Genomic DNA, 26,458 nt, shown 5'->3' on the forward strand with positions numbered 1-26,458 from the left:
TTTACCGCAGAGGAATTCGGGACACCCCAGGGGTACCGATCCGCCGGGCGCCACACCCTGGACGAGACACCGCGCAGGGTCGGCGACCACGCAGCGGCGCGAAAGACGGCGTCACGTGGTCGGCAGGCCCGACGAGATGCCTCACACCGGGGGGTGAGGTGCTGCCACTGTGACACCCACCGGCCCTTTCCGTGAAGGTGCCGTTATCAAGACGTTAGTTGCTCGCCACGTTGCCGATACTTGAGAAAAGATCATAAAGCGCACGGACGATAGGGCCCTGAACAGGCAAGACGGGCACAGACAGGTCGACAGACGTCCCTGCGGCGCGGGAGGCTGTGACGTTCACCGCGCCGGCGTCGGCCCCCTTCGCGGGCACCCGACTGCCGGGTTTTTTGTCCGTCCGGATGATGCCATGCCGACTGAGCGGGCAGCACCGGCACCCCCTGGGTACGAGGTCGCCGAGGCCCCGCCCCCGGGCGGGCGCCGGTCTCTAGACCAGCCGGCGGTCGGCGGCCCAGCGGGACAGCTCGTACCGGTTGGACATCTGGAGCTTGCGCAAGACGTTGGAGACGTGCGTCTCGACCGTCTTGATCGAGATGTACAGCTCCTTGGCGATCTCCTTGTACGCGTACCCCCGGGCGAGCAGCCGCAGCACCTCGCGCTCGCGGTTGGTGAGCTGGTCCAGCTCCGGGTCGGCCACCGGCGCGTCCGGCCGGGAGGCGAACGCGTCGAGCACGAACCCGGCCAGCCGCGGGCTGAACACCGCGTCGCCGTCGGCCACCCGCCGGATCGCGTCGGTCAGCTCCTCCGGCGAGATCGTTTTCGTGACGTAACCCCGCGCGCCGGCACGGATCAGGCCGATCACGTCCTCGGCGGCGTCAGAGACGCTCAGTGCCAGGAACCGCACCTGCGGGTGGGTACGCCGCATCGCCTCCAGCACCGCGCGGCCGCCGCCGTCGGGCATGTGCACGTCGAGCAGCACCACGTCCGGCGCGGTGGCCGCGATCCGGGTCACCGCCTCGGCCACCGAGCTGGCCTCGCCGACCACCTCCACCCGCGCCCCCAGCTCGGCGCGGACCCCGGCCCGGAACATCGCGTGGTCGTCGACGAGGAACACCCGCAGCGGCCCGCGCGGCGCCGTACCCTCGACCGGTTCCTGCTCGGACATGTCACCTGTCCCTTTCCGCCGTGGAGCCGGAGCCGCTGATCGGCAGGATCAGCCGGACCTCGGTCCCTTCCCCCGGCTCGGACCGGATCTCCGCCCGGCCGCCGTGCCGCTTCATCCGTCCGATGATCGAGCCCCGGACGCCGTGCCGGTGATTCTCCACCGTATCCGGGTCGAAGCCCTTGCCCCGGTCCCGGACGAACACGCTCACCTGCTCCGGCTCCACCTCGGCGTACAGCGACACGGTCTGCACACCGGCGTGGCGGGCCGCGTTGACCAGCGCCTCCCGGGCGGCGGCCACTATCGCGCCCACCCGCTCGTCGGTCCCCCGGTCGCCGACCAGCACCACCTCGACGGTGATGGCGAACGTGTCCTCCACCTCGGCGGCGGCCTGCTCCAGGGCGGCCGCGAAGCGCTCGGTGGGCGAGGCGGTCGGCTTGTAGAGCCAGCTGCGCAGCGAGCGCTCCTGGCCGCGGGCCAGCCGCTGCACCGTCTTGACGTCGCTGGCGTTGCGCTGGATCAGGGCCAGCGTGTGCAGCACCTGGTCGTGCACCATCGCGGCCAGTTCGGCGCGCTCCTGCTCCCGGATGCGGCCCTCCCGCTCGGAGCGGAGCTGGTTCCAGGTCCGCCAGAGCACCGGACCGGTGACCACACCCACGCCGGCCAGCCCGACCAGCGCGAAGATCACGCCGTTGAGCACCGCGTCGAAGTTCTGCGCCGGCGAGTAGACCGCCGCCACGCCGATGATGCCGACCGCGACGAGCACGCCGCCGCCGATGAAGCGCAGCACGAACGCGCGTCTGTCGCTCTCCTCCACCACCGCGCCCAGCCAGGGCACCGCCGAGTCGCCCCACTGCCGGCGGCGCTCCGGGGCTGCCTGGTGCCAGATGACGCCCGCGCCGACCGCGATGATCGCCACCAGCCAGCCGGCGGTGCCGGCCGCGCCCACCGAGTTGAACGCGACCACCTGGAGCAGCAGCACGCCGAGCCCGATCACCACGAACGGCAACAGCTGGGCGAGGTCGCGGCGGGGCGGGACGGCGGTGTCGCCGGGGCGGGGCGGGACCACCGCCCAGAAGGCTGCGTAGAGCAACAGGCCGAGACCGCTCAGCCCGAGCAGCACCATGAACGCCACGCGTACCCGCAGCACCGGGATGCCCAGGTGCTCGGCGATGCCCGCGGCCACCCCGGCGGCCAGCCGGTGGTCGGTGGCCCGGTAGAGGCGCGGGGCGTGCGGGGCGGGGGTGCTGCTGATCGGAGGCTCCCAGGTCGAGGCGGACGTGCCGGCGGCGCCGACGCCCCGATCGTCACACGGCCGCGAGGCCCGGGACCACGGGGACGCCCCGGAGTTTCACCGGCGGAGGATCTCAGGGTGCGGTCAGGGTCGGGTCCGGAGGCTGCGCGGGCGGCCGGGCAGCAGTATCGAAGGCATGAACGAGGACGCTGCCCGTCCGCCCCGCCCCTGGGCGGCAGCACAGGACGCCCCGCCGCCCCCGCCGGGAGCGGCACCCACCGACCAGGCGACCCCGCCGCCCGGCGGCGGCACGCCGTTCGGCGGTCCGCCACCCGGTGGGTCCGCCCCACCGCCCGGCGCCGCCGGCTTCACCACCCGGTACGGCCTGGTACGCCCCCGCGAGGGCCGCTACCTGGCCGGGGTGTGCGCCGCCATCGGCCGGGCCACGAACACCGACCCGGTGCTGTGGCGCGTGCTGCTGGCCGTGCTCGGCTTCTTCGGCGGCATCGGGATCATCGTGTACGTCGCCGGCTGGCTGGTCATCCCCGGCGAGGGCGACACCGCCTCGCCGGTGGAGGCCATGCTCGGCCGGGGCCGGTCCAGCATGTCCCCGATCACGGTGATCGTGCTCGGCATCGTGGTGGCGCTCGGCTTCGCCTACGTCGTCACCGACGGGTTCCGGGCGATCCTGCTCGGCGCGGTGATCCTGATCGGCGGCGCGCTCCTGCTCAACCGCGAGCAGCGCGGCCCGGCGCAGCGGCCGGCCCAGCCGGCGCAGCGGCCGGCCCAGCCGGCGCCGCCGCACGGCCCGCCGCCGGGTCCGGTACCACCGGTGGCCTGGCCCGCGCCGCCGGCCCCGGCGCCGGGCACCTGGACCCCGGCTCCCCCCGCGGCCCCGTGGACCGGCACGCCCGCCGGACCGGCACACCCCGGCGCCGCGCCGTCCGGCGGCCTGCCCGCCGAGCCCGGCTACCCGCCGGCACCCGCCCCCGAGCCCGGCTACCCGCCGGCGTCCCCGGCCGAGCCCGGTCACGAGCCGGGGCACCCGGTCACGTCCGGCGCGGAGCGCGAGCCGGGCCCCTCCGGGCCCGCCACCGGCTACCCGACGCTGCCGGCGCCGGGCTGGCCCGCCGCGGCCGGCACCCGGCCGGGCCCGTCCGAGCCGACGACCGTCGCGATGCAGCACGTGACCGGGCCGGTCGCCGACACCGCCGCCTGGCCCGCGTACGGCGGGAACCCGGCCTGGCCGGGCGCGCGCGACGCCGGTGCCCGGCTGGACGAGCCGGCCGCCGTGCCGCCGCCCGCGCCGGTGGGCGCACCGCTGCCGCCCGGCGGGTACCGGCCGCCGTTCGCCCCGCACGGCCCCTACGCCGGATCGCCACCCGTCCCGCCACCGGTCCGGCCGCCGCGACCGCCGAAGCGGCCCAAGGAGCGCTCGCCGCTCGGCGCGATCACGTTCTCGCTGATCTTCCTGGCGCTCGGCGTGGTGGCCATGCTCGACCTGCTCGACGTCTTCCCGGTCGGCGCCGCCGGCTACTTCGCCGCGGTACTCGCGACCATCGGCCTCGGCCTGCTCGTCGGCACCTGGTTCGGCCGGGCGCGCTGGCTGATCGCCCTGGGCCTGGTGACAGCGGCGGCGCTCGGCATCGCCACGGTCGCCGAGTCCTACGACCGGGTACGCGGCATCGACGGCAACGTCACCTGGGCCCCGACCGACCTGCGCGACCTGGCGAACCGGTACGAGAACAACCTCGGTGACGCCACGCTCGACCTGCGCGGGATCGACTTCGACAAGCAGGACGTGCAGGTGACGGTCGACGTGAACCTCGGCAACGCGACAGTCGTCGTACCGCCGGACGTCGACGTGACCACTGTGGCCGACGTGAACGCCGGCGAGGCCACTGTCTTCGGCCGGCGCAGCGGCGGGCTCGGCGGTCGCCAGTGGGAGACCACCGACGTCGGCGCCGACGGTCCCGGTGGGGGCAAGCTGCGCCTCTTCGTCCACGTGAACGCCGGCAAGCTGGAGGTGACCCGGTGAAGGCACACCGTACCGACGTCGTGTCGTTCGCTTTCGGACTCGTCTTCCTCGGCCTGTCCGTCTGGTGGCTGCTGGCCCGGATCCTCGGCCTCTCCGTACCCCCGGTCGGCTGGTTCCTGGCCGGCGGGCTGGTGCTGATCGGACTGCTCGGACTGATCGGCGCGCTGCGCTCGGGCCGTCCCCCGGAGCAGCCCGCGCCGCAGCCCGCGCCGGACGCCACGGTCTCGGCGCCGTACGGCTCCCCGGCCGCCGGCCCGGAGACGCCCGACAGCGCCGACGAGTGGGCCACCGGAGCCACGACCGACCCCGCGGAACCGGCCACCCGCGAACTGCCGCCGCTCGATCCACCGGCCGACGAGGCGGCTCCGCAACGCCGTACGCCGGGGGATCCGGCCTGACCGCGCCACTGCGGCGCCCTCCGGACGCGGCCTATGCTGGTTGGCGGAGATCTCGCCTCCGCCGGCCGGCCCGCGCACCCCGACCATGCCGGAGCCGCCGGTCGGGTCGCCGGAGCCGCCCCGTCCGTTCGCTATCTCGTCAGGAGCCCGCCCGACATGACCCAGTCCCCCGCCGTGCGCGTCACCGGTCCCTCCGGTGCGGTCCGCATCGGCGAGCGCGCCGCCCGCACGCTCGTCAGCGAGTTCGCCCGGCGTAACGACCCGAAGGCCGGCCTGCTGGTCGGCGCGACCCCGGAGTCCGCGGTGCTGGCCGCCGCGATCGAGGCGCTGCTCCCCGGCGACCGGCTCACAGTGGTGCCGGCGGAGGGCGCCGCGGCGGCCGCGCTGCGCGAACACGTCACCGCGCAGGGCCGCTGGGTCGCCGACCGGGTACGCGTGGCCGACACCCTCGCCGAGGCGGACGCCGCCGCGGTGGTGGTCGTCGCCGAGCCGTTCACCGGCACCGCGGACGAGGCGCGCGTCGCGATCGACGGGCTGGCGAAATACCTCGCCGAGGGCGCGGTGCTGAGCGTCGCCGCGCCGCTGTTCCGGACCGAGGGCGCCGACGGCGAGCTGGACCGGCAGGGCGTGCTGCACGGCGTACGCACCGACCTGGTGCTGCGCAACACCCCGCCGGTACGCGTGCACCACCTGCGGTTCACCCCGGCGCCGGTCGCGCTCGCGGCCTCGCTGTCCCCCGCGTACCGGCCGTCGAGCGTGCCGTTGACCCGGGGCATGCACATCGACTCGAACGGGGTGGCCGCTGCGGGCATCACGCTCGGCCTGGCCGCGCTGGCCCGGGCCGCGCGGCCGAAGTCGAAGCTCTGGCTGCTGCCGGCGCTGGCCGCCGCGCCGGTGGCCGCGTTCTTCCGCGACCCGGAGCGGGACGTGCCGGAGGACCCGTCGGCAGTGGTCGCCTCGGCGGACGGTCAGGTGCTGTCCGTGCAGCGCCTGCAGGACGAGCGCTTCGGTGACGGCGAGTGGCTGCGGATCGCTGTCTTCCTGTCGGTGCTGGACGTGCACGTCAACCGCGCCCCGGTGGCCGGCAAGGTGGTCGACTACTTCGTCGCCGACGGCGGGTTCGTCAACGCCATGAAGCCGGACGCCGAGCACAACGTGGCGGCGTACACGGTGCTGGACACCGACCACGGCACAGTGGTGGTGGCGCAGCGCACCGGGCTGATCGCCCGCCGGATCGTGCAGCGGGCGCCAGTGGGTTCGCTGCTGGCCCGGGGCGAACGCTTCGGCCTGATCCGGTTCGGCTCGCGTACCGACGTCTATTTGCCGGCCGACGCCGCGGACCCGCTCGTCGGTCCGGGCGACAAGGTGGTCGGCGGCGCCACGGTGATCGCCCGCTGGCGCTGAGCGTCGGACATGACAGAAGGGGCGCCGCTCTCGCGGCGCCCCTTCTTCGTGTCGTTCCCGGGTCAGGCGGTACGGCGCTGGTGCAGCCAGAGCAGCGGCCCGCTGACCAGGTAGCCCACCACCACGAGGGCGAACGTGAGCCGGATGTCGACGAGCGCGCCGACCACCGGGGCCAGCCAGAGCCACGGCGGCAGCTTCAGCAGCCGGGCGAGCTTCGCGTACGGGAAGCTGGACACCATGGCGAAGGCGAGCAGCGCCACGCCGGCCACCATGACCAGGCCGGGGACCGGCACGCCGATCGCCACGGTCAGGGCGAGCACGGCCGCCGCCATTGTGGTCGGCACGCCGCAGAAGAAGCGGCCGTCCTTCGGCGAGACGTTGAACCGGGCGAGCCGGATCGCCGCGCAGGCGGCGACGAGCGCGCAGGACACCGCGGCGGCCGCCGGCGGCGCCGAACCGGCGAGCGAGGCGTAGACCACGACCGGCGCGGCGAGGCCGAACGAGCACATGTCGGCGAGCGAGTCCATCTGCGCGCCGAACGGGCTGGCCACACCGAGCTTGCGGGCCAGCGCGCCGTCGAGGCCGTCGAACGCGACGCACGCGATCAGGCAGATCGCGGCGATCTGCACCTCACCGCGCATGGCCAGGAAGATGGCCAGCATGCCGAGCATGAGGCTGCTCAGCGTGCACGCGTTGACGAGCGCGAACTTGGCCCGGCGGGCGGCGGTGCGCTCACCCGGCAGGAGCGGGATCGACATCGCCGGGGACTCGTCGTCGACGGGTGTCGCCGGGGCGAGGGCCGGGCTGATGGGCCGTACCGCTTCGATGTCGGTGTCGAGCCGGCCGTAGCGGAGGCGCTGGCGGTCGGCGTAACGGTGGTCGGGGGTGACCAGGTCGGTCCCGGAGACGGTCGCGCCGTCCCGGCGGCCCACCCGGACCAGCAGCACCTGGCGGGCGAACGTACTGCTGCGGCGCAACCTGCCCGCCCAGCGACGCCCTGCGGGGCGCGGACTGTCAGTCGTACGACGCCGGCGCCATGGGGCTCTCGGCACGTTTCCTCCATCACCGGATCGGCTGGCCGCCCACTGCGGGGCGGGTGTCCGGCTGTCTCGTGCCGGACCTTTCGGGTCCGGCAGCCCTTTTGCGGAGTACACCATTGCACAGGGGACAGGGGCTTGGCGATAGCTGCCGGCGGTACTTATATCTCCCTTAACCGCGCGAACCGCCCACTCATTCCCATGTCGGGCCTCAACGCCCGTTTTCGTCGGTCAGCCGTACTGCCGACTGTACCGGAGGTCACCCAGGGCGGCTCGGCGAGCGATTCAGGTCACGCGCTGCCCGGTGGCCCGGGCCGCCACGTCGGTCATCGACAGGCCGGTGACCTGCTCCGGGGCGAACCAGGCGGCCCGTGCGGTGGAGCCGCCGGCCAACTCGGTCACCACCGCGTCGGTCGGCGCGTCCACGCGTACCCGGTAGATCACCCGGACGCCGTGCCAGTCCAGCGGACGGCCCTCCGGGCCGAGCGCGGCCGGGTTGTGCAGGTTATCCACGGCGACCAGGTCGACCACCCGGCCCAGTTGCCCGGCCTCCTCGACCAGCTCGCGCAGCAGCCCGGCGGCCGGCTGCTCGCCGTGGTCGGTGCCGCCACCGGGCAGGTGCCACCGGCCCGCGCCCGGATAACCGTCGGCGATCATGGTGAGCAGCACCCGCTCGGCGGGGTCGGTGACCAGCCCGTACGCGGCGAAGCGCTGCCGGCGGTCGACGGACGGCCCGGCCGGCTCGGCGGGCAGCGCCCGGGGCAGGTCGGCCGGCAGCGGAGTCACCGGCAGGCCGAGCAGCTCGGCGGTGAGCGGCATCAGCGGCCGGGCGGCCGCCTCCTCGGGCGTGAACCAGCCGACCTCGTCGCTGCCGCCGGCCGGCTCCGGCCGCAGCCGCCCGCCGCGCGCCTCCACCTCGAAGATCAGCCGATCGGTGTGCAGCGCGATCCCCAGGTCGGCGAACGCGGCCACGTCGGCCACCGCGGCCCGGATCGCGCCGGGCGCCACGGTCAGGCCGGTCTCCTCGGCGAACTCGCGTACCACCGTGTCGGCCGGGTGCTCGGCGTGCTCGACGCCGCCGCCGGGCAACTGCCACACCCCCGGGTACGGGCACCTCGCCGAACCGCGCGCCAGCAACACCCGCCCGTCGGAGTCCCGTAGCACCCCGTAGGCCCCGACCCGCCGCAGCTGCTCCACAGCACCCTCCCCCGCCCGCACGCGGCGCACTCCCGCGCACCCCGCGCCCCACTCCGTCGATCATGAGGTTAGCGGCACCGAGGCGGACAATTCGCGCCGTCAACTTCATGATCGCCGGGGTGAGGGCCCGGGGTGGGGGGTCAGAGGAGGTGGGCGGCCTGGACTGCTTCGGCCGTCACCTCGGTGAGGCGGTCGGTGGGGAGGGCGCCGAGTTCCTCGCGGCGGAACCAGCGGGCCTCGCAGGTCGAACCGCCGATGTCGGCCACGGTGGGCGGCGCGGGCTGGTCGACGACCACCCGGTAGAAGGCGCGTACGCCGTGCCAGTCGATCGGGTAGCCCTCTGGGCCGAGCGAGGCGGCGTCCCGGTGGCTGGCCACCCCGAGCAGCTCGACCAGGCGGCCGGTCTGTCCGGTCTCCTCGACCAGTTCCCGGATCAGCGCCGCGCCCGGCTGCTCGCCGTAGTCGGTGCCGCCGCCGGGCAGGTGCCAGCAGCCGGCGCCCGGGTAGCCGTCGGACACCCGGGTCAGCAGCACCCGCTCCTCCGGGTCGGTCACCACCGCGTACGCGGCGAAACGCTGCGCCCGGTGCAGCCCGTCCGGGCCGGGGACGGCGTAGAACGAGGGGAACTCGGGCACCTCCTCCGGCACGATGTCGTCGGTGGAGGTGGGCAGGCCCAGGGCACGTGCGGTGAACGACCGCAGCGGCAGCTCCCGGGCCTCGTCGAGGGTGAACCAGCGGGCCAGGTCGGTCGGGCGGTCGACCCGCTCGGTGAGCGTCCCGCCGCGGACCGACACGGTGTAGAGGAGCCGGTCGGTGTGGATCGTGATGTGCCGCTCGGGCAGCGCTCGCATGTCGGCGAGCACGTCCTGGAGACCGGCGACCGCCACCGAGAGCCCGGTCTCGGCCGCGGTCTCCCGGACGACCGTGTGTTTGGGGTCCTCACCGTGATCGACCGCTCCTCCGGGGAGCGACCAGGTGCCGGGGGTGCCGGAGCGCTCCGATGCGCGGACCAGCAACACTCGGCCGTTCGAGTCAGCACAAACTGCGTATGCCGCGATCCTGCGGAGCGGCTCCAGCGAGGTGGTCACGGGAGCAAATTCTCCCCGTAGCGGGTTACCGACATCGAAAAGAGTCAGATTCCTGACTCTCCGCTGGCGTCTCAGGGGCAGCTCAGGGTAAGCGTCCGGGCGGTCACCGAGGTCGCCCACCACGGCGCGCGGGACCGTTGACACATGACCTTCCCGAACCCCTCCCAGGCCCCGTACAAGCAGCTCCGCCGACCGGTCAGCGACCGCATGATCGCCGGTGTGGCGAGCGGCCTCGGCCGCTACTTCGCCGCCGACCCCACGCTGATCCGGGTGATCTTCGCGACCGCCACCGTGCTCACCGGCGGGCTCGCCGCGCTCGCGTACCCGATCATGTGGTTCCTGATGCCCGAGGAGCCGGCCGGCGCGCCCGCCTGGCCGCACCCGCCGGGCACCGCGCCGGGCTGGCCGCCGGTCCCGCCGGCCGCGCCGGTCCCGCCGGCTACGCCGCAGCCCGGGGCCGGACCGCAGACGCCGCCCGCGGCCTGAGCCGCGTCACTCCCACTCGATGGTGCCCGGCGGCTTGCTCGTCACGTCCAGGACCACGCGGTTGACCTCGGCGACCTCGTTGGTGATCCGGGTGGAGATCCGCGCCACCACGTCGTAGGGCAGCCGGGACCAGTCGGCGGTCATCGCGTCATCGCTGGAGACCGGGCGCAGCACCACCGGGTGGCCGTAGGTGCGCCCGTCGCCCTGCACCCCGACGCTGCGGACGTCGGCCAGAAGCACCACCGGGAACTGCCAGACGCCCCGGTCCAGACCGGCCGCGGTCAGCTCCTGCCGGGCGATCAGGTCGGCCTTGCGGAGCACGGCGAGGCGCTCCTCGTCGACCGCGCCGATGATCCGGATGGCCAGGCCCGGACCGGGGAACGGGTGCCGCCACACCATCGCCTCGGGCAGTCCCAGCTCCAGGCCGATCGTGCGGACCTCGTCCTTGAACAGCGTGCGCAGTGGCTCGACCAGGGCGAACTTCAGGTCCTCGGGCAGGCCGCCGACGTTGTGGTGGCTCTTGATGTTGGCGGTGCCGGTGCCGCCGCCGGACTCCACCACGTCCGGGTAGAGCGTGCCCTGCACCAGGTATTCCACGTCGCCGTGCGCGGCGATCTCCCGGGCGGCGGCCTCGAAGACACGGATGAACTCCCGGCCGATGATCTTGCGCTTCTGCTCCGGGTCGGTCACCCCGGCGAGCGCGCCGAGGAACCGCTCCCGCGCGTCGACCACCTTGAGCTTGATGCCGGTCGCCGCCACGTAGTCCTTCTCGACCTGCTCGGCCTCACCGGCCCGCAGCAGACCGTGGTCCACGAACACGCAGGTGAGCTGGTCGCCCACGGCACGGTGCACGAGCGCCGCGGCGACCGCCGAGTCGACGCCGCCGGAGAGGCCGCAGATGACCTCCTTGTCGCCCACCTGCTCGCGGATCCGGGCGACCTGCTCGTCGATGATGTTCGACGGCGTCCAGGTCGGTGCGATGCCGGCGATGTCGTACAGGAAGCGGCTGAGCATCTCCTGGCCGTGCGCGGTGTGCCCGACCTCCGGGTGGAACTGCACGCCGGCCCGCCGCCCGGCCAGGTCCTCGAACGCGGCGACCGGGGCGCCCGCCGACTCGGCGGTCACGGTGAAGCCGTCCGGCGCCTCGGTGACGCAGTCGCCGTGGCTCATCCAGACCGGCAGGTCGGCCGGCAGGTCGCGCAGCAGCACACCGGGCTCGGTCAGGCGCGGGCGCAGCGGGGTGCCGCCGTACTCGCGGTTGCCGGTGCGCGCCACGGTGCCGCCGAGCGCCTGGGCCATGGCCTGGAAGCCGTAGCAGATGCCGAAGACCGGCACGCCGGCGTCGAACATCCCGGCGTCGATCTGCGGCGCGCCCGGCGCGTAGACGCTGGACGGGCCGCCGGACAGGATGATCGCGGCCGGGTTCTTGGCCAGCATCTCGGACACCGGCATGGAATGCGGGACGATCTCCGAGTAGACCTTCGCCTCGCGGACACGGCGCGCGATGAGCTGGGCGTACTGGGCTCCGAAGTCCACCACGAGGACGGGGCGAGGCGTGCTCATGTGCGCAAAGCCTACCGACAGTCACCGGCCGCGCGGACGCGCCCCGGCGGTGTTGCGGGGTGAATGTGTTAACAAGGGGCCCTTCCTCTACCGGAGGCGTTAAGAAGGGGCCCTTCCTTTCACCGCAGGGCGGCGGGGGCATGCGCGGGGACGGCCGGCCGCCGCGGTGGCACCGGATCGACCCGGGTGTACGCAGTGCCGAGCGCCGGACGCGGGTCCGCCTCGCCCTTGTTCGGCCAGTACGACATGGCCCGCTCGGCCTGCGCCGTGATGGTCAGCGACGGGTTGACGCCCAGGTTCGCCGAGACCGCCGCGCCGTCCACCACGTGCAGCCCCGGGTGGCCGTACACCCGGTGCCAGGGGTCGATCACCCCCGCGTCCGGGGTGGCGCCGATCACCGCGCCGCCGAGGATGTGCGCGGTCATCGGGATGTTGAACGGCTCGGTCACCGCGCCGCCGGGGGTGCCGTCGATCTCCTCGGCGAGCAGCCGGACCGCCGTGTTGCCGGCCGGGATCCAGGTCGGGTTGGGCGCGCCGTGGCCGGGGCCGGAGACCAGCCGCCCCTTGCGGAGGCGGGTGGTCAGCGAGTTGTCGACCGACTGCATGACGAGCGCGATCACTGTGCGCTCGGACCAGCGGCGTACGGACAGCATCCGCGCCGCCAGCACCGGCTGCCGGACGATGCCGCCCAGCCAGCGCCGGGCCCGGCGGGGACCGCCGTCGACGAGCAGCGACTGGAGCAGGCCCATCGCGTTGGAGCCCTTGCCGTAGCGGACCGGCTCGATGTGGGTCTGCGGGTCGGGGTGGAACGAGCTGGTGATCGCCACCCCCTCGGTGAAGTCGAGGCCGCGCCGGCGGGCCGCGCCGGGCGCCACCGAGGCGCCGAGGATGGCCTCGGAGTTGGTCCGGGTCAGCTCGCCCAGCCGGGGCGAGAGCGCCGGCAGCGCACCGGTCGCCTTCATCTCGTGCAGCAGCCGCTGGGTGCCGAGCGCGCCGGCCGCGAAGACCACCTGGTCGGCGTGGATCACCTCGCGCCGCTTGCGCAGCCAGGCGCCGGTGCGTTCGGTGTGCACCGCGTACCCACCGGCCGGGTCCGGGCGGACGGCGGTCACAGTGGTCAGCGGGTGCACCTGCACGCCGAGGCGCTCGGCCAGCCAGAGGTAGTTCTTCACGAGCGTGTTCTTGGCGCCGTGCCGGCAGCCGGTCATGCACGACCCGCAGTGGCTGCACCCGGTGCGGTCCGGCCCGGCCCCGCCGAAGTACGGGTCGGCCACCCGCTCGCCGGGCCGCCCGATGTGCACGCCGACCGGCGTCGGGTGGTAGGTGTGCGCCACCCCCATCCGCTCGGCCACCGCGCGGACGGCCTGGTCCGCGCGGGTGTCGATCGGGTACGTGGTGACGCCGAGCATCCGCTTCGCCTGGTCGTAGTGGCGGGCCAGCTCGTCGCGCCAGTCGGTGATGTCCCGCCACTGCGGGTCGGCGTAGAACGCGGCGAGCGGCTCGTAGAGCGTGTTCGCGTAGACGAGCGAGCCGCCGCCCACACCGGCGCCGGAGAGCACCAGCACGCCGCCGCCGGCCCTGCGGTCGGCCGAGCGCAGCAGCGTGATCCGCTGGAGCCCGAAGCAGCCGAGCCGGGGCGCCCAGAGGAACCGTCGCGCCCGCCAGGACGTACGCGGGAACTCGTCGTCGGCGAAGCGCCGCCCCGCCTCCAGGACGCCCACCGTGTAGCCCTTCTCGGCCAGCCGGAGCGCGGTGACGCTACCGCCGAAGCCCGAACCGATGACGAGCACGTCGTAACGCATGAACGCATCATTACCGACCGGTAGCTATGGCGCCAGCGAGTGTTTTTCGCAGATCATGCAGAGCGCTCGATTCGCCGGGATTCCCGCCGCTGCAACCTCCGGCGGCCCCGGCGCGTCGCACTCCACGGGGAGGAACGAACGTGACGAGACGACGTCTGCTGGGCCTGGCCGCGCTGGTGGCGGCGCTGCTGGTGGCCACCGGGGCGGTGGTGACCACACGGCTGGTGGCGAACCGCCCCGCCGCGCCGGTCGCCGGCCCCAGCACCGCGCCACCGGCCTCGCCCACGCCCGCGCCGACCACCGCCAGCCCGACACCGCCGCCCGGCGCCGACCTGAAGGGCCCGCTCAACCTGCTGCTCGTCGGCGTCGACACCCGGGTCAGCATCCCCGGCTGGGAGCCGCACGCCGACGCCGTGCTGCTGCTGCACGTACCCGCCGGGCTGGACCGGGCGTACCTGTTCTCGCTGCCCCGCGACCTGGTGGTCGACATCCCCGCCTACCCGAAGGCCCGCTACCCGGGCGGCCGGACCAAGCTCACCCACGCGATGAGCTACGGCAGCCGGGTGCCGGGCGACAAGCGCAACCCCAGCACCGCCCAGGGGTACGAGCTGCTGCGCACCACCGTCTCCCGCTACACCGGGCTGCGCATCGACGCCGGTGCGGTGATCACGTTCGGCGGTTTCGACAGGCTGGTGGACACGCTCGGCGGGGTCGACCTCTACGTCGACCAGCGGGTCGAGTCCCGGCACCGCCGCCCGGACGGCGCCATGCGGACGCTGACCGGCGGCGGGTACACCGGGCCGCAGATGGTCTACGAGAAGGGCACCCGGCACCTGACCGGCTGGCAGGCGCTCGACTACGCGCGGCAGCGCTACACAGCGGGCGGCGACTACACCCGGCAGCGGCACCAGCAGCAACTGCTCCGGGCGCTGGCCCGCAAGATCCTCGACCAGGGCACCGCCCGCGACCCGCAGCGGGTCGAGCAGGTGGTGGCCGCGCTGGGCAAGACCCTGGTGTACGCCGGGGGCGGCCGGAAACTGGTCGACTTCGCGTACGCCCTGGGTGGCCTGCCGGCGGACCGGCTCACGCTCGTCGTGCTGCCCGGCGCCGGGGTGGGCAGCGGCGGCGCGTACCGCGGTGAGCAGCTCAAGCCGCTCGGCCGCGACTTCCTCACCGCGCTGCGCGGCGGGCGGGCCGACGCGTTCCTGGCCGCCCACCCGTCGCTGCGCGTCAAGAACTGACGCCCTACAGCGGCTTCGGGGTGGGCGGGCGCTCGGTGCCGTAGAGCCACGGGTCGAAGACCTTCGCCAGCTTCCTGCCGGAGATCCGCTCGGCCAGCGCCACGAAGTCGGCGGTGGTGGCGTTGCCGTTCTTCCGCTCCGCCGCCCAGGTGCGCAGGATCGCGAAGAACGCGGTGTCGCCCACCGCCACCCGCAGCGCGTGCACAGTCATCCCGCCCCGGTCGTAGACCGAGCGGCTGAACAGGTTCGCCACGCCCGGCTTGCCCGGCGGCGTACGCCACACCTGACCGCCGGCGTTCGCGTACTTCTGCTCGAACATGCGCTGAACCGTGGTCGAGCCGCTGTGCTCGGCCCACAGCCACTCGGCGTACGTGGCCAGCCCCTCGTTGAGCCAGATGTCCTGCCAGCGCTGGATCGACACGCTGTTGCCGTACCACTGGTGGGCCAGCTCGTGCGCGACCACGCCGGTGTTGTCGCCCTGCCGGAAGAAGCTCGCCGAGTAGACCGGCCGGCTCTGCGTCTCCAGGGCGTACCGGATGCGTTCGTCGGCGACCACCACGCCGCCGTACGAGTCGAACGGGTACGGCCCGAAGACGCTCTCCAGGTAGTCGGCGACCTCGATGGTGCGCGCGACGGACCGGTCCGGCGCGCCCTCCGCCACCTGCGTGGTGACCGCGTTGTAGACCGGCCGTCCCTTGTGCTGCCCGGTGGTGACCCGGAACTTCCCGATCGCCACGGTGGTGAGGTAACTGGCGGCCGGCGCGGTCTCCGACCACTTCCAGGTGGTCCAGGCGCCGCTGGTCGCCTTTCCCTTCGGCACGCCGTTGGAGACCGCCGTCAGTCCCTTCGGGACGGTGATCTCCATGTCGTACGTGGCCTTGTCCGAGGGGTGGTCGTTGACCGGGAACCAGGTGCTCGCCGACTCCGGCTGCCCGAGCGCGATCGCCCCGTCGACGGTGTGCAGCCAGCCGCCCTCGCCCAGCGCCTCGGTACGCAGCGGCTCCGGCCGGCCGTCGTACCGGATCTCGGCGGTGAACCCGTTGCCGGAGGTCAGCCCGATCGCCGGGGTGATCACCAGCTCGTCCTCGGTGCGGCTGTGCCGGGCGGCGGCGCCGTCCACAGTCACCGAGCGGACGGTCAGCCCGGCCAGGTCCAGGTTGAACGCGGACAGGTCGGCGGTCGCGGTGGCCCGCAGCGTGGTGGTGCCGCTGAGCTTGTCCGTCTCCGGGTCGTAGCGAACCTTCACCGTGTAGTGCGCGACGTCGTACCCGCCGTTGCCGTAGCTCGGGAAGTACGCGTCGCCGGCGCCGGCCGCGCCCGGCACGAAGCTGCGCGGGGTCGCCGGCGCGGGACCGGCCGGGGACGACGGGCCCGGGTCCGGCTCGGCCGAACCGCAGCCGGCCAGCAGCAGCGTGCCGCAGGTCAGCAACCCGAGCCGTCGTCGTGCGCCGCGCCGCGTCATCGCCTCGATCCCTCCGGGGGCCCGTTCGGCGGCCCCGCCCACTGGGCCGCTCCGACCGCGGCAGCCTACCCAGCGGCGGTCACGCGTGCGTCACGGCAGTCCCGGTGGCGTGCCCCCGACCAGCCAGGCGTCCAGCAGCGCCCGCAGCGGCCGCCCGGACGTGCGTTCGGCGTACCCGACGAAGTCGGCGGTGGTGACGTTGCCGTCGCGGTGCTGCGCCAGCCAGCCGCGCAGCACCCGGTAGAACGTCTCGTCGCCCACCGCGCGGCGCAGCGCGTGCACCGCGAGCGCGCCCCGCTGGTAGACCGCGTCGCCGAACATCCCGGCCCGGCCCGGGTCGACCGTGGGCTTCGACCAGTCGGTGGCCGCGTAGCGCTCGATGACTGTCTGCGCCACTGTGCGCCCGCCGTCGTGCTCGGCCCAGAGCCATTCGGCGTACGTGGCGAAGCCCTCGTTGAGCCAGATGTCGCTCCACCGGGCCACCGAGACGCTGTCGCCGAACCACTGGTGCGCCAGCTCGTGCGCGACCACCTCGGTGTTGGGCCGGTCCCCGCGGAAGAACGCCGGCCCGTAGACCGGACGGCTCTGCGTCTCCAGCGCGTACCGGATGCGTTCGTCGGCGACCACCACGCCGCCGTACGAGTCGAACGGGTACGGGCCGAAGCGCGCGGCCAGGAAGTCGGCGACCTCGCCGGTGCGGGCCACCGACGCGGCGGCCGGACCGTCCGCGGGCAGCGCCGCGGCGACGGCGGTGACCAGCGGCTTGCCGGCGTGCGTGCCGCTGCTGACCCGGTAGTCGCCGATCACCAGCGTGCTCAGGTAGCTGGCCATCGGCGCGCGTTCCGCCCAGCGCCAGGTGGTCCAGCCGCCCTGTGAGGTCCTCCCCTCCGGCACGCCGTTGGACAGCGCGGCGAGGCCGTCCGGCACGGTGACGGCGAGGTCGTAGGTGGCCTTGTCCGACGGGTGGTCGTTGACCGGGTACCAGGTGCTGGCCGACTCCGGCTGACCGAGCGCTATCGCACCGTCCGGTGTGGCGTGGAAGCCGCCGTCGCCCAGTTCGGCGTTCGGCAGCGGCTTCGGCACCCCGCCGTACGCGACCTCGACCGTGAACCGCCGCCCGGACGGCAGCCCGCCCGACGGGGTGACGATCAGCTCGGCGCCGTCGTGGCGGTGCTTCGCCGCCTCGCCGTCGACCCGCACCCGCTCGACGTCCAGCCCGGCCAGGTCGAGCTGGAACCGGGACAGCGCCCGGGTGGCGGTGACGGTCAGCGTCGCGGTGCCGGTGAGCCGGTCACCGGCCGGGTCGTACCGCACGTCCAGCGCGTAGTGGCCCACGTCGTAGCCGCCGTTGCCGGCCCCCGGCACGTACGGGTCACCGGCGTCCGCCGCGCCCGGCCGGAACCCGTTGCCGTCGTCGCCGCCGGTGCACCCGCTCAGCGCGAGCGCCGCCGTCACCAGCCCTGCCGCCCAGACCCGCCCCCGTCTCACCCGGCGAGCCTAGACGCGCGGCGGCGCGGGCGGGGCCGGAACACGTCCGCGCCGCCGCCCGCGCCGTCACGCTGTGCTCAGCGGTCGAGGACCAGCCCGACCTTCTGGAACTCCTTCAGGTCGCGGTAGCCGCACTTGGCCATCGCGCGGCGCAGGCCGCCGAAGAGGTTGAGCTGGCCGTCCGGCTCGTCGGCCGGGCCGAACAGCAGCTTCTCCATCGAACCGAGCGGCTCACCGGCCACCTCGAACGCACCACGGGGCAGCGACGGGTGGCTGGCCGCGGAGTGCCACCACGCGCCACCGGCCGGTGCCTCCTCGCACAGCGACAGCGGCTCGCCGAGCATCACCGCGTCCGCGCCGCAGCCGAGCGCCTTGGCGATGTCACCGGAGGTCTGCATGTCGCCGTCGGCGATCAGGTGCACGTACCGGCCGCCGGTCTCGTCCAGGTAGTCGCGGCGGGCGGCGGCGGCGTCGGCGATGGCGGTGGCCATCGGCACCCGGATGCCGAGCACCGACTCGGTGGTCGACCAGTCGTCGCCGCCGATGCCCACGATCACGCCGGCCGCGCCGGTACGCATCAGGTGCAGCGCGGTCTTGTAGTCGGTGCAGCCGCCGACGACGACCGGCAGGTCCAGGTCGGCGATGAACTCCTTGAGGTTGAGCGGCTCGTCGGTGGTGGAGACGTGCTCGGCCGAGACGAGCGTGCCCTGGATGACCAGGATGTCCACGCCGGCGTCGAGGATCACCGGGGCCAGCGCCAGGGTGTGCTGCGGGGAGACGCGCACCGCCACCGTGCCGCCGCCCTCACGCAGCTCGCGTACCCGCTCGGCGATCAGGTCGGGCCGGATCGGCTCGGCGTAGACCTCCTGGAGGCGCTTGGTCGCCCGCGCGTCCTCGCCGAGACCGGCCAGTTCCTCCAGGATCTTGGCCGGGTTCTCGTACCGGGTCCAGAGGCCCTCGACGTTGAGCACGCCGAGGCCGCCGAGCTGGCCGAGCCGGACCGCCGAGGCGGGGCTCATGGTCGCGTCCGAGGGGTGCGCGACGCAGGGGATGCCGAACTGGTACGCGTCGAGCTGCCACGCGGTGGAGACGTCGTCGACGTCCCGGGTGCGGCGGCTCGGCACGATGGCGATGTCGTCCAGGTGGTAGCCGCGCTGCGCGGTCTTGCCCAGCCCGATCTCGACCACGTCACGCATGGGGGACTCCAGGTGGTTGGGGGTGGTGGGTCAGCGGGTGTGGTAGTTGGGCGCCTCGACGGTCATCTGGATGTCGTGCGGGTGGCTCTCCTTGAGCCCGGCCGCGGTGATCCGGATGAGCTGGCCACGCTGGTGCAGATCGGCGATGGTCTCCGCGCCCGCGTACCCCATGGCGAGACGCAGGCCACCGGTGAGCTGGTGGGCGACCTGGGAGAGCGGGCCGCGGTAGGGCACCTGACCCTCGACGCCCTCCGGGACCAGCTTCTCGTCGCTGGTCACGTCCTGCTGGAAGTAGCGGTCCTTGGAGTAGGACTTGACCTGGCCGCGTGACTGCATCGCACCGAGCGAGCCCATCCCCCGGTACGCCTTGTACTGCTTGCCGTTGACGAAGATCAGCTCGCCGGGGCTCTCCTCGCAGCCGGCGAGCAGGCTGCCGAGCATCACCGTGTCGGCGCCGGCGACGAGCGCCTTGGCGATGTCGCCGGAATACTGGATGCCGCCGTCGCCGATGACCGGCACGCCGGCCGGGCGGGCGGCGCGGGTCGCCTCCATGATCGCGGTGATCTGCGGTACGCCCACCCCGGCCACGATCCGCGTGGTGCAGATGGCGCCCGGGCCGACGCCCACCTTCACGCCGTCCGCGCCGGCCTCGACGAGCGCCTTCGCGCCCGCGTACGTGGCGATGTTGCCGCCCACGATGTCGATGGTGACGTCCCGCTTGAGCCGGGCGACCATCTCCAGCACGGCGCGCTGGTGGCCGTGCGCGGTGTCGACGATGACGACGTCCACCCCGGCGTCGACCAGGGCACGGGCCCGCTTGTAGCCGTCCTCGCCCACGCCGACCGCGGCGGCGACCCGGAGCCGGCCCGCGTCGTCCTTGGTGGCGTTCGGGTACTGCTCGCTCTTGGTGAAGTCCTTGACCGTGATCAGGCCGCGCAGCTTGCCGCCCGCGTCCACGATCGGCAACTTCTCGATCTTGTGCTGGCGCAGCAAGCCGAGCGCGTCGTCCTTGCTCACGCCGACCGGGGCGGTGATCAGCGGGGTGCGGGTCATGATCTCGCGCACCGGCGTGGCCGGGTCGGAGACGAACCGCATGTCGCGGTTGGTGACGATGCCGACCAACTGGCCCTGCCCGTCCACCACCGGCACGCCGGAGATGCGGTAGCGCCCGCAGAGCGCGTCGACCTCGCGCAGCGTGTCGTCCGGGCTGGCGGTCACCGGGTTGGTGATCATGCCGGACTCGGAGCGCTTCACCAGGTCGACCTGGAGCGCCTGGTCATCCACGGAGAGGTTGCGGTGCAGCACGCCGATGCCGCCCTGGCGGGCCATCGCGATCGCCATCCGCGCCTCGGTGACCGTGTCCATCGCGCTGGACAGCAGCGGCACGGTCAGCTCGATGTTGCGGGTGAGGCGGGTGCGGGTGTTGACGCGGCTGGGCACGACGTCCGACTCGCCCGGCTGGAGCAGGACGTCGTCGAAGGTCAGCCCGAGCGGCACCACCCGGGCCGAACCGGCCGGCAGCTCGGGCAGATGGCCACCCAGCTCCCCGCCGTCGGTGCCGGCCGGGATCTCGGTGCTGGGCGAATTCTCCACGATTGCTCCCCTGAGCTGGTCGAACGGGCTGCAGCGAGGCGGCGCGCGGGGGCACCGGCGGGCGCCCGGTGACGGCGCGCCGCCTCATCGTACCCACTCGCCCGTCCGCGTCCGGGCAGCGGCGGGCCCGAGGGTAGGCCAGGCCACAGCACGGGCTGGGGCGGGCTTTCCGGCGGCGCGGGGTCTACGGTGAGGGGGTGCACGACGAGCCCATCGACCCGTTCAACGGCGACCCGGCCGATCCGGCTGCCGGCCTGCACGATCCCGGCGACGACGACGCGCTCGACCCGCTGACCGAGGTCGAGCGCCAGGACGTCCTGGAGGATCTCGCCGATCTGGAGATCTACCAGGCGTTGCTCCAGCCGATCGGCGTGCGCGGCCTGGTGATCGAGTGCGAGGACTGCCGCGAGCCGCACTACTTCGACTGGGACCTGCTGCGCGGCAACCTGCGCCACCTGCTCAACTCGGGGCGTCCCCGGGTGCACGAGCCGGCCTACGACCCCGACCCCGACCACTACGTGAGCTGGGACTACGCCCGCGGCTACGCCGACGGCGTGCACGACACGCTCACCGAGGGCACCGACGACTCCGCGCAGGAGTGATCCCCACGCGGGTCAGGCGACCAGGCCGGCCCGGAACCCGGCCGCCACGGCGTGCGCCCGGTCGCGCGCGCCGAGCTTGCGGAACAGCCGCCGGGCGTGCGTCTTGACCGTGTCCTCGGAGACGAACAGCTCCCGCCCGATCTCCGCGTTGCTCTTGCCCTCGGCCATGCCGAGCAGCACCTGAAGCTCCCGCTCGGTCAGCCCGATCGCGCTGCGCGGCGTCCGCGCCGGCCGCTGGGCCGCGCCCGGCCGGGGCGCCTCCGCGCCGTCGGCCGCCGCCGGGTCGTCCGGGTCCTCGCCCCGCTGCACAGGCACCACTGTGGGCAGGCCCGCGGCGTCCACCGGCGCCGTCGCCGGCCAGCCGGGTCCACCCTGGGTACGCCCCGGCGCCGTCGGCCGGGTCGGCCCGCCCACCGCCGCCGCGTCCCGGGCGGTGTCCGCCACCCGGTGCCTGTTGCTCCGCCCGGGGGCGGAGAGCAGCAGCAGCGCCTTGGCGACCGCGCTGGTCAGGTCGTGGTCGGCGTTCTGGATCAGTCCGCGCGCCCCGGCGCTGATGGTGGCCGCCGCCGACTCCGGCTCCTCGGCGCCGAGCAGCAGCACCGCCGCCTGCGGGGCGCGGGCCAGCACCCGCCGGACGAAGCCGGCGCTGTCCGGGCGGGTCAGGGCGGTGTCGGCGAGCACCACGTCCACCTGTCGCTCGGCGAGCCGCAACATCACCTCCGGGTCGGAGACGGCCGTCCGGACGACGCCGGACAGCCCGAGCCGCGCCGCCGCGGAGGTCAGATGCTGGGCCGCCAATGGTGTCCGAACGCACACAAGAACACTACGCACAGTGGTCTCCTCTCCGACTCAGAGCAGACCATGCGGAGGTGGGCTCGGGAGAGGGTTCCGGGCAATCATCCGAACTTTTCCGACAGATGGGGCATATGCCGCCGAGTGTCCGAGGTTTTCGATCACAGATGTGTGAGGCGCGGACCGCTCGGGTACCGAGGGTTCATCCGGAACCGGCATCCCGCGCGGACCGCCGCCCGGTAGCTGGCAACGAACATTCTCCGCGGTGCCGCGCGGGAGGAGGGGTGCTGATGTCGAACGTACGTAGGCTGCCTGGACCGATCGACGAACTCTGGGACTGGCAGCGGCTCGGAGCCTGCCGTGGCCGCGACAGCGCGCAGTTCTTCCACCCGGACGGCGAGCGCGGCTCCTCCCGGCTGCGCCGCGAGATGGGCGCCAAGTCGGTCTGCCGCGCCTGCCCGGTACGCGCCGAGTGCGCCGCCCACGCGCTCTCCGTACGCGAGCCGTACGGCGTCTGGGGCGGGTTCAGCGAGTCCGAGCGGCTGCGGCTGCTCGCCCTCGGCTGGGAGGACCTGGCCGACCGCCGGCAGACCAAGGTGGACATCGCCCGGCTGGAGGCGCGCCTCGGCCGGCCGCACAACACCGCAGTGCCGGACCAGCGCAAGGTCGCCTGACCGGCTTCACGACCCCCGACGCCGCGCCCCGGACCCCCGGGGTGCGGCGTCGTCGTGTCGGCACCCGCCGGACGGCGGGTCAGGAGACGGTGACCGTGACGGTGTGCCAGCCGGTCGCGCCGTCCGGGGCGACCGGGGCCCGCTGTTCCGTCTGGGTCTCACCGGTCGTGTCGGTCGCCCGCACCTGGAGCGTGTGTTCGCCCGGCGTCGCGTCCCACCGCCAGGACCACTGCACCCAGGTGTCCGCCGACACCGCCGGGGCCGGCGTCGCCTCCCGCCAGGGGCCGCCGTCGACGCGTACCTCCACGCCACGGATGCCGCGGTGCTGCGCCCACGCCACACCGGCCACCGTCACCGGGCCGGCGGCCGGGCGGCTGCGGGGCCGGGGCGTGTCGATCCGCGACTGCGTCTTGATCGGGCCCTGCGCGGACCAGCCGCGCGGCACCCAGTACGCGTCGAAGTCGGCGAAGCTGGTCAGCTCCAGTTCGGTGAGCCACTTGCAGGCCGACACGTACCCGTAGAGGCCGGGCACCACCATCCGCACCGGGAAGCCGTGCTGGATCGGCAGCGGCTCGCCGTTCATGCCGACCGCGAGCAGCGCGTCCCGCCCGTCGCGCAGCACCGAGGTGGGCGCGCCGCAGGTCCAGCCGTCGACCGCGCGCCCGACCACCTGGTCCGCGCCCTCCTCCGGGCCGGCCTCGTCGAGCAGTTCCCCGATCGATACGCCGAGCCAGCGCGCGTTGCCGATCAGGTCGCCGCCCACCTCGTTGGAGACGCAGGCGAGCGTCACGTACCGCTCGACCATCGGGCGGGCCAGCAGGTCGTCGAAGCTCAGCTCGATCGGGTTGCGCACCCGCCCGTGGATCCGCAGCCGCCAGGTGGCCGGGTCCACCTGCGGCACCACCAGGGCCGTGTCGATCCGGTAGAACTCCCGGTTCGGCGTCACGTACGGCGCGAGCCGGGGCAGCGACAGGTCGGCTCCGGCCGGCACCTGCGGGGCGGGCGCGGCCGGCGCGGGCAGCGTCACCGCCTCCCGGGCCGCCGACACGCCGCGCCGCCCGGCCAGCCAGTGCCCGCCCAGTCCGGCCACCGCCGCCGCGCCGGTGAGCAGCCCGGCACTACGCAGGAACCGTCGCCGCGACTCCGCGTCGTCGTGCCGTACCGGCTCCCACCCGGCCGGGGTCTCCCCCTCGCGGGCCAGCGCGGCGACCACCGGAGGCGGCGTCGACGGCGGCCGGTCCGCCGCGTCGGCCCGGTCGCGCCCGGCCTGCTCCCGGCGTGCCGGGCCGGCGCCCAGCGGTCCGGCCACGAACGCCCGGAGCGTCAGCGCGCCGAGCCCGCCGCCGACCACGGAGGGCAGCGCGTCGAACGCGTTCGCGCCGGCCCGGGTCAGCGCGGCGGCGACGCCGAGCACGGCGAACGCGGCGACGCCGGCCAGGCCGATCACCAGCCGCCGGGCCGCCGCCAGGCCGAGCAGCGCCCCGAAGGCGGCCAGCAGCAGCGCCGTCCCGACCAGCAGGGCGATCTTGTCGTACGTGCCGAAGACGTCGACGGCGAGCTGCTTGAGCGGCTCGGGCACCAGGTCGACGACGAGTCCGCCGACGGCGACCAGCGACGCGGACCGGGGACCGGTCAGGACCGCCACGGGTTCGGCGGTGCCGAGTGCCACCACGGCGGCGACGACACCGGCCAGTGCCGCGCGGCGGCGGAAGAGGGTGCTCACGGCGTCCAGTCTGGTCGACCCGCCGGCCCGGCTGCCAATGTCGTCGGCGTTCCGTAAGGGCATACGCGTCAGGGCACACCACCGGGTCGGCGGTGTGCCCTGACGTCGGGCCGTGCGGTCGGGTCAGAAGCCCGGGCCGTGCTGGTGGCCGTGACCGTGCGAGTGGCCGTGCCCACCGGCGGCCGGCTCCGGCTCGGCCGGCTTCTCCACCACGAGGCTCTCGGTGGTGAGCAGCAGGCCGGCGATCGAGGCGGCGTTGCTGACCGCGTTGCGGGTCACCTTCACCGGGTCGATGATGCCGGACTTGGCCAGGTCGACGTACTCGCCGGTGGCGGCGTCGAGGCCGTGACCCCAGTCCTGGGCGACGACCTTCTGCACCACCACGTAGCCGTCGTGGCCGGCGTTCTGGGCGATCCAGCGCAGCGGCTCGACGAGCGCCTTGCGCACGATCGAGACGCCGACCTTCTCGTCACCGGTGAAGCCCAGGTCGTCGTCGAGCGCCGGCAGGATCTGGGCCAGGGCGGCACCGCCACCCGGGACCGTGCCCTCCTCGACCGCGGCCTTGGTCGCGGCGATGGCGTCCTCGATGCGGTGCTTGCGCTCCTTCATCTCGACCTCGGTGGCCGCACCGACCTTGATCACGGCGATGCCGCCGGAGAGCTTCGCCAGCCGCTCGGCCAGCTTCTCCCGGTCCCACTCGGAGTCGGAGGCCTCGATCTCCTTGCGGATCTGCGCGACCCGGTCGGCGACCTCGGAGGCCTGCCCGCCACCGTCGACGACCGTGGTGTTCTCCTTGTCGACCACGACGCGACGGGCGGTGCCGAGCACCTCCAGGCCGACCTGGTCGAGCTTGTAGCCCAGCTCCGGGGCGACCAGCTCGGCGCCGGTCAGGATCGCCATGTCCTGGAGCATCGCCTTGCGGCGGTCACCGAAGCCGGGGGCCTTGACCGCGCAGACCTTGACGGTCTTGCGCAGCGCGTTGACCACGAGCGTGGACAGGGCCTGACCCTCGACGTCCTCGGCGACGATGAGCAGCGGCTTGTTGTTCTGGAGAACCTTCTCCAGCAGCGGCAGCAGCTCCTCGATCGCCGAGATCTTCTGGGTGGTGATCAGGATGTACGGGTCCTCCAGGACCGCCTCCTGCGCCTCCAGGTCGGTGACGAAGTTCGGCGAGATGAAGCCCTTGTCGAACTGGAGACCCTCGGTCACCTCCAGCTCGGTGGTGAGCGCGGAGCCCTCCTCGACGGTGATGACGCCGTCGCGGCCGACCTTCTCCATCGCCTCGGCGATCAGCTCGCCGATGGCGGCGTCCTGCGCGGAGACGGTCGCGACGTGCGCGATCGACTCCTTGCCGGCGACCTCGACGGCCTTGCCGAGCAGCGCCTCGGAGACCTTGGCGGCCGCCGCGTCGATGCCCCGCTTCAGGCCGGTCGGGTTGGTGCCGGCGGCCACGTTCCGCAGGCCCTCGCGGACCATGGCCTGGGCCAGCACGGTGGCGGTGGTGGTCCCGTCGCCGGCGACGTCGTTGGTCTTGGTCGCCACCTCCTTGACCAGCTGCGCGCCGAGGTTCTCGTACGGGTTGGTGAGCTCGATCTCCTTGGCGATGGTCACGCCGTCGTTGGTGATCGTGGGCGCACCGAACTTCTTGTCCAGGACGACGTTGCGCCCGCGCGGGCCGAGGGTGACCTTCACCGCGTCCGCGAGGGCGTTGACACCGTGCTCGAGCAGGTGCCGGGCGTCGTCCGAGAAGCTGAGGATCTTCGCCATCAGTATCCCTTCGAAGCGACGTTGCCCCGGCCCGGCGAGCCGGACCGGGGCAACGACACTGATCGGTTGCTTACTTCTCGATGACCGCGAGGACGTCGCGGGCGGAGAGCACCAGGTACTCCTCGCCGGCGTACTTGACCTCGGTGCCGCCGTACTTCGAGTAGAGGACGGTGTCGCCGACCTTCACGTCGATCGGCACGCGGTTGCCCTTGTCGTCGATCCGGCCCGGGCCGACAGCGAGGACGGTGCCCTCCTGCGGCTTCTCCTTGGCGGTGTCGGGGATCACGATGCCCGAGGCGGTGGTGGTCTCGGCCTCGTTCGCCTGGACCACGATGCGGTCCTCGAGCGGCTTGATCGCAACCTTGGTCGCGGTAGTCACGGGCATACCCTCCCGGGTACTTGGTGTCGTTGCCGGCCGGCATGCCGACCAGCGTCAATCTGCCACATGCCACCGGGCGGGGCCGTCGTCGCGGGTGCCGGTCCGCCTGGCGCTCAACCCCCGGGCACG

At 73.8% G+C, this 26,458-nt stretch carries 22 protein-coding genes; 7 read left to right on the plus strand and 15 right to left on the minus strand.

What is annotated here, in order from left to right; genetic code table 11:
* Positions 1 to 490 precede the first annotated feature (490 nt).
* Positions 491 to 1,168, minus strand: coding sequence for a response regulator transcription factor (locus tag O7622_RS00185; RefSeq protein WP_030501521.1), 678 nt, complete (start codon positions 1,166 to 1,168; stop codon positions 491 to 493).
* Between the two features lies 1 nt (position 1,169).
* Entirely contained in the window at positions 1,170 to 2,420 is a 1,251-nt protein-coding gene (locus O7622_RS00190; protein ID WP_282314265.1) for an ATP-binding protein, read from the minus strand.
* Between the two features lie 175 nt (positions 2,421 to 2,595).
* Here O7622_RS00190 and O7622_RS00195 point away from each other — a divergent pair, with 175 nt between their 5' ends.
* From O7622_RS00195 to O7622_RS00205, 3 genes are all read left to right on the plus strand, one after another.
* The gene (locus tag O7622_RS00195; RefSeq protein ID WP_282311304.1) at positions 2,596 to 4,437 is read left to right on the plus strand and encodes a PspC domain-containing protein; all 1,842 of its coding nucleotides are present in this window, start codon (positions 2,596 to 2,598) and stop codon (positions 4,435 to 4,437) included.
* The gene (locus O7622_RS00200) at positions 4,434 to 4,835 is read left to right on the plus strand and encodes a hypothetical protein (RefSeq protein WP_282311305.1); all 402 of its coding nucleotides are present in this window, start codon (positions 4,434 to 4,436) and stop codon (positions 4,833 to 4,835) included. Before O7622_RS00195 ends, O7622_RS00200 begins: the two co-directional genes overlap by 4 nt.
* Before the next feature lie 156 nt (positions 4,836 to 4,991).
* Entirely contained in the window at positions 4,992 to 6,239 is a 1,248-nt protein-coding gene (locus O7622_RS00205; RefSeq protein ID WP_282311306.1) for a phosphatidylserine decarboxylase, read from the plus strand.
* A 62-nt stretch (positions 6,240 to 6,301) separates the two neighbouring features.
* On the opposite strand, the gene O7622_RS00210 is transcribed toward O7622_RS00205, so the two are convergent.
* The 3 genes from O7622_RS00210 to O7622_RS00220 form a co-directional block, all read right to left on the minus strand.
* Positions 6,302 to 7,216, minus strand: a complete 915-nt coding sequence (locus O7622_RS00210) for a CDP-alcohol phosphatidyltransferase family protein (RefSeq protein ID WP_282311307.1) — start codon at positions 7,214 to 7,216, stop codon at positions 6,302 to 6,304.
* Between the two features lie 345 nt (positions 7,217 to 7,561).
* Positions 7,562 to 8,473: an NUDIX domain-containing protein gene (locus tag O7622_RS00215; protein ID WP_282311308.1), complete on the minus strand. Its 912-nt coding sequence runs from the start codon at positions 8,471 to 8,473 to the stop codon at positions 7,562 to 7,564.
* 140 nt (positions 8,474 to 8,613) lie between these two features.
* Complete coding sequence (locus tag O7622_RS00220; RefSeq protein WP_013288532.1) at positions 8,614 to 9,561, minus strand: NUDIX domain-containing protein; 948 nt, start codon at positions 9,559 to 9,561, stop codon at positions 8,614 to 8,616.
* A 144-nt stretch (positions 9,562 to 9,705) separates the two neighbouring features.
* Here O7622_RS00220 and O7622_RS00225 point away from each other — a divergent pair, with 144 nt between their 5' ends.
* On the plus strand, positions 9,706 to 10,047 hold the full coding sequence (locus O7622_RS00225; protein ID WP_269704074.1) for a PspC domain-containing protein: 342 nt from the start codon (positions 9,706 to 9,708) through the stop codon (positions 10,045 to 10,047).
* Between the two features lie 6 nt (positions 10,048 to 10,053).
* Here the strand turns inward: O7622_RS00225 and guaA are convergent, their stop codons facing one another.
* Together guaA and O7622_RS00235 are read right to left on the minus strand one after the other, a co-directional pair.
* Positions 10,054 to 11,610: a glutamine-hydrolyzing GMP synthase gene (gene guaA, locus O7622_RS00230; protein WP_282311309.1), complete on the minus strand. Its 1,557-nt coding sequence runs from the start codon at positions 11,608 to 11,610 to the stop codon at positions 10,054 to 10,056.
* A 119-nt stretch (positions 11,611 to 11,729) separates the two neighbouring features.
* A complete protein-coding gene (locus O7622_RS00235) occupies positions 11,730 to 13,412 on the minus strand; it encodes a GMC family oxidoreductase (RefSeq protein WP_282311310.1) in 1,683 nt (560 codons plus the stop codon).
* A gap of 140 nt (positions 13,413 to 13,552) precedes the next feature.
* Here O7622_RS00235 and O7622_RS00240 point away from each other — a divergent pair, with 140 nt between their 5' ends.
* Positions 13,553 to 14,653, plus strand: coding sequence for an LCP family protein (locus O7622_RS00240; RefSeq protein ID WP_282311311.1), 1,101 nt, complete (start codon positions 13,553 to 13,555; stop codon positions 14,651 to 14,653).
* Between the two features lie 4 nt (positions 14,654 to 14,657).
* Here the strand turns inward: O7622_RS00240 and O7622_RS00245 are convergent, their stop codons facing one another.
* The 4 genes from O7622_RS00245 to guaB all read right to left on the minus strand — a co-directional run bounded on the left by O7622_RS00245 (position 14,658) and on the right by guaB (position 20,392).
* Positions 14,658 to 16,115 carry a M1 family metallopeptidase gene (locus tag O7622_RS00245; protein WP_282311312.1) on the minus strand — a complete coding sequence of 486 codons (1,458 nt, stop codon included), beginning with the start codon at positions 16,113 to 16,115 and terminating at the stop codon, positions 14,658 to 14,660.
* A gap of 90 nt (positions 16,116 to 16,205) precedes the next feature.
* Positions 16,206 to 17,603, minus strand: coding sequence for a M1 family metallopeptidase (locus O7622_RS00250; RefSeq protein WP_282311313.1), 1,398 nt, complete (start codon positions 17,601 to 17,603; stop codon positions 16,206 to 16,208).
* 77 nt (positions 17,604 to 17,680) lie between these two features.
* Positions 17,681 to 18,799, minus strand: a complete 1,119-nt coding sequence (locus tag O7622_RS00255) for a GuaB3 family IMP dehydrogenase-related protein (RefSeq protein ID WP_013288539.1) — start codon at positions 18,797 to 18,799, stop codon at positions 17,681 to 17,683.
* Between the two features lie 30 nt (positions 18,800 to 18,829).
* The gene (gene guaB / locus O7622_RS00260) at positions 18,830 to 20,392 is read right to left on the minus strand and encodes an IMP dehydrogenase (protein WP_282311314.1); all 1,563 of its coding nucleotides are present in this window, start codon (positions 20,390 to 20,392) and stop codon (positions 18,830 to 18,832) included.
* A gap of 197 nt (positions 20,393 to 20,589) precedes the next feature.
* On the opposite strand from guaB, the gene O7622_RS00265 reads away from it, so the two are divergent.
* Entirely contained in the window at positions 20,590 to 20,994 is a 405-nt protein-coding gene (locus O7622_RS00265; RefSeq protein ID WP_194801374.1) for a DUF5319 domain-containing protein, read from the plus strand.
* A 12-nt stretch (positions 20,995 to 21,006) separates the two neighbouring features.
* On the opposite strand, the gene O7622_RS00270 is transcribed toward O7622_RS00265, so the two are convergent.
* Positions 21,007 to 21,825, minus strand: a complete 819-nt coding sequence (locus O7622_RS00270) for a response regulator transcription factor (protein ID WP_282311315.1) — start codon at positions 21,823 to 21,825, stop codon at positions 21,007 to 21,009.
* A 251-nt stretch (positions 21,826 to 22,076) separates the two neighbouring features.
* Here O7622_RS00270 and O7622_RS00275 point away from each other — a divergent pair, with 251 nt between their 5' ends.
* The gene (locus O7622_RS00275) at positions 22,077 to 22,460 is read left to right on the plus strand and encodes a WhiB family transcriptional regulator (protein WP_013288543.1); all 384 of its coding nucleotides are present in this window, start codon (positions 22,077 to 22,079) and stop codon (positions 22,458 to 22,460) included.
* 79 nt (positions 22,461 to 22,539) lie between these two features.
* Here O7622_RS00275 and O7622_RS00280 read toward each other — a convergent pair whose 3' ends face one another.
* The 3 genes from O7622_RS00280 to groES form a co-directional block, all read right to left on the minus strand.
* Entirely contained in the window at positions 22,540 to 24,183 is a 1,644-nt protein-coding gene (locus O7622_RS00280) for a molybdopterin-dependent oxidoreductase (protein WP_282311316.1), read from the minus strand.
* 123 nt (positions 24,184 to 24,306) lie between these two features.
* Positions 24,307 to 25,950 (minus strand): chaperonin GroEL, encoded by a 1,644-nt coding sequence (gene groL / locus O7622_RS00285; RefSeq protein ID WP_282311317.1) that lies wholly within the window; start codon positions 25,948 to 25,950, stop codon positions 24,307 to 24,309.
* A gap of 70 nt (positions 25,951 to 26,020) precedes the next feature.
* Complete coding sequence (gene groES, locus O7622_RS00290; protein ID WP_018222648.1) at positions 26,021 to 26,335, minus strand: co-chaperone GroES; 315 nt, start codon at positions 26,333 to 26,335, stop codon at positions 26,021 to 26,023.
* Between the last annotated feature and the right edge of the window lie 123 nt (positions 26,336 to 26,458).

It is taken from the genome of Micromonospora sp. WMMD1076 (assembly GCF_029581475.1).
Lineage (GTDB): Bacteria > Actinomycetota > Actinomycetes > Mycobacteriales > Micromonosporaceae > Micromonospora > Micromonospora aurantiaca.

What these genes read in the sequence shown, in the direction of transcription:
- O7622_RS00185 (WP_030501521.1), bottom strand. Translation starts at nt 1,168, where the DNA reads ATGTCCGAGCAGGAACCGGTCGAGGGTACGGCGCCGCGCGGGCCGCTG.
- O7622_RS00195 (WP_282311304.1), top strand. Translation starts at nt 2,596, where the DNA reads ATGAACGAGGACGCTGCCCGTCCGCCCCGCCCCTGGGCGGCAGCACAG.
- O7622_RS00205 (WP_282311306.1), top strand. Translation starts at nt 4,992, where the DNA reads ATGACCCAGTCCCCCGCCGTGCGCGTCACCGGTCCCTCCGGTGCGGTC.
- O7622_RS00225 (WP_269704074.1), top strand. Translation starts at nt 9,706, where the DNA reads ATGACCTTCCCGAACCCCTCCCAGGCCCCGTACAAGCAGCTCCGCCGA.
- guaA (WP_282311309.1), bottom strand. Translation starts at nt 11,610, where the DNA reads ATGAGCACGCCTCGCCCCGTCCTCGTGGTGGACTTCGGAGCCCAGTAC.
- O7622_RS00235 (WP_282311310.1), bottom strand. Translation starts at nt 13,412, where the DNA reads ATGCGTTACGACGTGCTCGTCATCGGTTCGGGCTTCGGCGGTAGCGTC.
- O7622_RS00245 (WP_282311312.1), bottom strand. Translation starts at nt 16,115, where the DNA reads ATGACGCGGCGCGGCGCACGACGACGGCTCGGGTTGCTGACCTGCGGC.
- O7622_RS00255 (WP_013288539.1), bottom strand. Translation starts at nt 18,799, where the DNA reads ATGCGTGACGTGGTCGAGATCGGGCTGGGCAAGACCGCGCAGCGCGGC.
- O7622_RS00275 (WP_013288543.1), top strand. Translation starts at nt 22,077, where the DNA reads ATGTCGAACGTACGTAGGCTGCCTGGACCGATCGACGAACTCTGGGAC.
- groL (WP_282311317.1), bottom strand. Translation starts at nt 25,950, where the DNA reads ATGGCGAAGATCCTCAGCTTCTCGGACGACGCCCGGCACCTGCTCGAG.
- groES (WP_018222648.1), bottom strand. Translation starts at nt 26,335, where the DNA reads ATGCCCGTGACTACCGCGACCAAGGTTGCGATCAAGCCGCTCGAGGAC.